Source organism: Bacillota bacterium (genome assembly GCA_013178045.1).
Classification (GTDB): domain Bacteria; phylum Bacillota; class Ch66; order Ch66; family Ch66; genus Ch66.
Genome location: JABLXP010000050.1, coordinates 1 through 3,606, shown reverse-complemented (window position 1 = coordinate 3,606; position 3,606 = coordinate 1). Strand labels below are relative to the sequence as shown.

The following is a 3,606-nucleotide window of genomic DNA, read 5'->3' as shown; positions in this document are numbered from 1 at the left end:
ACCCAGGAAGACAAATACCTGACCTTTATCCTGAGCCAGGAAGAATACGGGATCGAGATCAGGCACGTCACAGAGATAATCGGCATTCAGAACATAACCGAAGTGCCCGACATGCCCCACTACATCAGGGGAGTTATAAACCTGCGGGGCAAAGTAATCCCGGTCATGGACGTACGCCTGCGGTTCGGGTTGGAAGAGGTGCCTTACGACGACCGCACCTGCATTATCGTGATAAACATCGACGAGCAGTCAGTGGGGCTGATCGTAGACAGGGTGTCCGAGGTTTTAGACATACCCAAGGACGAGGTAGAGCCGCCGCCCAAGGTAAAGAGGGACGAAAGCAGTCGTTTCATTCAGGGTATGGGCAAGATTGGCGACCGGGTGAAGATCTTGCTGAATGCCCACCGGCTGCTGTTTGACTTTAACAAAGGGGAGGATCAGTGATGGATGCAGTCTGAATTAATCAATAAAGAAAGAGATTTTTTATTTTTAAAAGGGGGTAGAAAAGAATGAAACTTAAAATCGGGACAAAGATAGCGCTGGGTTTTTCAATTCTTTTATTATTGCTCGTTATAGTGAGTTTTTGTTCGATCATTTGGGAAAACACGACCGGTAATATAATTATGTGTGTCGTAGCCTTGCTGGCCGGTGGTGTTCTAAGTTTCTTTACAACAGCGTCAGTAAAAAGCTCGTTTAATTCACTGCTGGCTGAAAGCAGGCGGCTGGCTGAAGCAACCGGGGAAGGCAAGCTGGACGCAAGAGGCGATGTAAGCAAAGTAGATTCAGAATTCCAGGGAGTTATCGAGGGTATAAACGACTCCCTGGACGCGGTAATCGGGCCACTTAACGTTGCGACGGAGTATGTCGGGCGGATTGCAAAGGGAGATATACCGCCGAAGATCACTGACGCCTACAGCGGGGGTTTCAATGAGATTAAGAATAATTTGAATGCTTGCATTGACGGTATCGGTATTCTTGTAGACGAAGTAGAAGTGGTTAGCGGCACCGGACGGGAAGGCAAATTAGACCAGAGAGCCAACCCTGACAGGGCGACGGGCGTGTGGCGCCAGATCTTAATGGGTGTAAACGACGCCATGGATGGGGTAATCGGCCCACTGAACGTGGCTGCAGAATATATTGACCGGATCTCCAAGGGCGACATGCCGCCGAAGATCACTGAAACCTACCAGGGTAACTTCAACGAGATTAAGAACAGCTTGAATGCGTGCATTGACACGATTGGCGGACTGCTCGAAGAAGCCAAGGGCCTGCTTCAGGCAGTTACGGAGGGAAGACTGGATGTCCGCGGCAACGTGACGGCCTATAGTGGCGACTGGGGTGAACTGGTGAGAGGCATGAACGGCTTAATCGAAGCTGTAGTAAACCCGATTAATGAACTGATAACGGTCCTCAACCAGATGGCGGTTAACGATTTCAGCCGGAAGATGGTTAAAGAGTATAGCGGCGTCTGGAACGATCTCAAAAATGATCTAAACGTTGTTAATGATCGCTTATTACAGGTTGTGGAAACAGTTAATGACATCAGCAATGGGAACCTTAAGTATTTAGAAAACTTGAAGCAAATAGGCAGGAGAAGCGAAAAGGACGAATTAGTTCCTGCTTTTATCAGGATGATGGAATCTATCCAAAAACTGGTGGATGATACGGATATGCTGACCGAAGCGGCGGTAGAGGGCAAGCTGGACACCAGGGCGGACGCTGCCAAGTACGGAGGTGAATTCCGCAAGGTCATCGAGGGAGTCAATAACACCCTTGACGCGGTGATCGGTCCTCTAAATGTCGCCGCCGAGTACATTGACCGGATTTCCAAGGGCGACATACCGCCTAAAATCACCGAAACTTATAACGGCGACTTCAACGAGATCAAAAACAACCTTAACGGCTGCATAGATGCTGTAAATGGACTCTTAAAAGAGGTAGAAAACCAGATTATGGCGGTCAGGGAGGGCAGGCTGGACGCCCGCGGCAATGCTGCGGCCTTCACTGGTAACTGGAGCGAGCTGGTGAGCGGGATGAACAGCCTGCTGGAAGCCGTGGCCGAACCGGTTGAAGAAATAATGGCCGTACTGCGCGAATATGCAGAGAACGATTACAGTAATAAAGTGGAAAAGGAATACTCCGGTATCTGGAATGATTTAAAGCAAATCGTTAACATATTGCACCTCAGGCTAACAAATATTCTAAGAGTGATAATAAGAATAAGTAAAGGGGACTTGGGTGAAGCTGAAGGAATCAAGAAGCACGGGCGCAGGAGTGAAAAGGACGAACTGGTGCCAAGCTTGATCAGAATGCATGACGCCATCCAAAAGCTGTTGGACGACGCCAATATGCTGGCCGGGGCGGCAGTGGAGGGCAAGCTGGACACCAGGGCGGACGCTACCAAACACGAGGGTGAGTACCGCAAGGTTATCGAGGGATTTAACAACACCCTTGACGCCGTAATCGGTCCTCTAAACGTGGCCGCTGAGTATATTGACAGAATCAGCAAAGGCGATATTCCACCGAGGATTACTGACAACTATAACGGTGACTTCAACGAAATCAAAAACAACCTGAACATCTGCATCGACTCCGTCAACGGTGTGCTCAAGGAGGCGGAAAGCCTGATTCAGTCCGTGTCGGAGGGCAGGCTGGATCAGCGCGGCAACGCCGAAGCCTTTGCCGGTGACTGGGGCAGACTGGTGGACGGCATGAACAGTATGATGGAAGCCGCGGCCGAGCCGGTGCGGGAGCTGATAAGAGTACAGGAACGGATAGCGGTCAACGACTTCGGCCACAAAATTGAAAAGAACTTCAGCGGTATCTGGGAAGAGATGAGGAACGCCACCAACACCACGTCGGAAAAAATTTCAACCTTAATCGCAACGGTTATCAATATCAGTAACGGAGATTTCAGCTATCTGGCCGAATTGAAAAAAATCGGCCGCAGGAGCGAACAGGATGAATTGGTTCCTGCTTTCATTAAAATGATGGAGGTCATTCAGGAACTAATTGCTGATGTGGAAAAGATGGCCGCCGCCGCTGCCTCGGGCCAACTGGACACCCGGGCCGATACAGGCAAGTACAGCGGTGAATACCGCAGGCTGATGGAAGGCATGAACGGCCTGATGGAAGCCGTGGCCGCACCGATCAAAGAGATCATTGAGGTTCTCGGCCGGCTCGCGGTCAATGACCACAGCAAAGCCGTGGAAAAAGACTATGCAGGTATCTGGAATGACCTTAAAGTGGCGCTTAACCGGGTCCACAAACTGGTGGTTAAAATTACCAAAATGGTCATCAGGGTGTCCAAGGGGGATCTCGGAGAACTGGAGATACTCAAAAAAATCGGGCGCGGATGCAATAATGACGAACTGGTACCAGGCCTTATCCGGATGCACGAGGCGATTTTGGAACTGGTGAATGACACCAACATGCTGGCCGCAGCTGCAGTGGAAGGCAAGCTCTCCACCCGCGCCGATGTTGCAAAACACTTTGGCGAGTACCGCAAGGTCATCGAAGGCGTCAACAATATGATGGACGCCGTAATCAACCCGATCAACGAAGCGGCCGGCTGCCTGAAAGAGATGGCCGAAGGCAACCTGGACG

The 3,606-nt window shown here is 50.5% G+C and carries 2 protein-coding genes; both read left to right on the top strand.

The genetic code is table 11. The annotated features are described in order from the left end of the window. A partial coding sequence (locus HPY81_11535) for a purine-binding chemotaxis protein CheW (protein NPV28030.1) occupies positions 1 to 444 on the top strand: 444 nt, incomplete at its 5' end. Positions 445 to 509: 65 nt separating this feature from the next. Next, a partial coding sequence (locus HPY81_11530; GenBank protein NPV28029.1) for a hypothetical protein occupies positions 510 to 3,606 on the top strand: 3,097 nt, incomplete at its 3' end.